We start from the raw sequence: 1,768 nt of genomic DNA, 5'->3' as shown, positions 1-1,768 counted from the left end.
ATGGACCGCCTTGTAATCGACGGCTGGGGAAAGTTCATCGGCACAGACCATGAACAGATAATCGTAAAAGAAAAAAAGGATGGTGTAAATACCGTCATCCATAGATGCATCCCCCAGGACCTGCGCCAGGTGGTGATCTCAGGCAAGGGCAGCATAAGCACCGATGCCATTGAGCTTCTTGCAGATCATGGGGTGGATGTGGTACTGATTGACTGGCGCGGTCAGGTCACAGCATATATTTCTCCGCCTCAGATGAGGACTGTGAATACGAGGAGGGAGCAGTACCGCGCTTTTGATACTCCCGCGGGTGCGGTGCTTGCAAAGGAGTTCATTAATGCAAAGCTGCATAACATGTCCGCCACCCTGGGTACTCTTGCCAAATCCAGAAAGGATACTTTCCCGGAATCGGCAGAGACCCTGAAGAATGCAAGAGACGCGGTCAACGTCTGGATAGAGAAACTTGAAGAACTGAATATCAAAGGCAAGACCTGCAGCGATGTCAGGGAGACTATCATGGGTTTTGAAGGCAATGCGTCCGCTTCCTACTGGAAGTCGATATTAGGAATAATTCCTGCTGAGTTTGGGTTCAAGAACCGAAGCGGTAGATACGCTGCTGATCCTGTGAATGCTATGCTAAACTACGGCTACGGAGTACTTGAAGGTGAATGCTGGCGAGCAGTCCATTACTCAGGACTTGATCCGTATGGCGGTTTCCTGCATGTGGACCGACCAGGTAAAGCCAGCCTTGTCTATGATCTGATGGAAGAGTTCAGGCAGCAGGTAGTTGATAAATCAGTTATCAAGATATTTTCACTTGGACAGGTTAAGCCAGCTGAATTCACTATAGAGAATGGGGTATGCAAAATGGCTGATGGCTCACGCAAGCTGCTGCTGAATGAACTTCTGACCAAGCTCGAGGATAATATAAGGTATAAGGATAGAAACATCAAATGGACCGACCTTATCCTGAATCAGGCGCGGGATGTTGCTCAATTCCTGCGGGGAGAATCTAAAGCATACAAGGGGTTCTGGCTGCGATGGTAGATGATCTGCTTGCGGTAAGCGATATTACTCAATATTTTTACTGCCCTCGCAAGGTGTATTTTATGAAAACACTTGGCATTAAGATCAAGGCAAAGCCAAAGATGGATATGGGTAAAGAAGAACATGACAAAGAGCATCGCCGCGTGAAAGAGAGAAAAACTGTCTATGGTTTTTCGGAGGAGGATGTGGCTCAGGTTATCCATAGCCTTGCTGTGGAGGATATCAATTTAGGTCTATATGGCATGGTGGATACCACGATTATACTGAAAAGTGGAGAAGTAGTCCCGGTCGATGTTAAATATTCGGATGCTGAGAGCGTAAGAATAAACTGGAAAAAGCAGTTAACGGCTTATGCCCTCCTTTTGGAAACCCGATTCAAGACAATAGTAAAAAGAGGATTCGTATACTTTCCATCGAAACACAAACAAATACATATCGATATACCTGATGAAGCAAAAACTGTACTAAAACAGGATATACAGAAGATAAAAGAGCTAATAAACAGTGAAAAGATGCCCAATGTTTCTAAAGGAAAACAGTGCAGTTATTGTGAGATGAAGAAGTTCTGTACCTGAGTTTGTGCAGGCCTTGATAAATACCCTTACGACTTTTAGACCTTCACAACTAACCCCTGAATTCCAGATAATAGGAAGCTTTAAACAGGAAAAAAGCTATATTTCATGGGCTATTTCAGAATGTATCCTTATAAAATGAGGATTGAAAC

At 44.5% G+C, this 1,768-nt stretch carries 2 protein-coding genes; both read left to right on the top strand.

What is annotated here, in order from left to right:
• Positions 1-1,044: CRISPR-associated endonuclease Cas1 (cas1, locus tag IBX40_13270; protein MBE0525282.1), on the top strand; the 1,044-nt coding region annotated here is incomplete at its 5' end.
• Positions 1,038-1,619, top strand: coding sequence for a CRISPR-associated protein Cas4 (cas4, locus tag IBX40_13265; protein MBE0525281.1), 582 nt, complete (start codon positions 1,038-1,040; stop codon positions 1,617-1,619). The genes cas1 and cas4, both read left to right, overlap by 7 nt.
• Positions 1,620-1,768: the final 149 nt, after the last annotated feature.

This window comes from Methanosarcinales archaeon (genome assembly GCA_014859725.1).
Classification (GTDB): Archaea; Halobacteriota; Methanosarcinia; order Methanosarcinales; family Methanocomedenaceae; genus Kmv04.
The sequence above is the reverse complement of the archived record's forward strand: the minus strand, read 5'-3'. Positions and strand labels throughout refer to the sequence as shown.

What these genes read in the sequence shown, in the direction of transcription:
- cas4 (MBE0525281.1), top strand. Translation starts at nt 1,038, where the DNA reads ATGGTAGATGATCTGCTTGCGGTAAGCGATATTACTCAATATTTTTAC.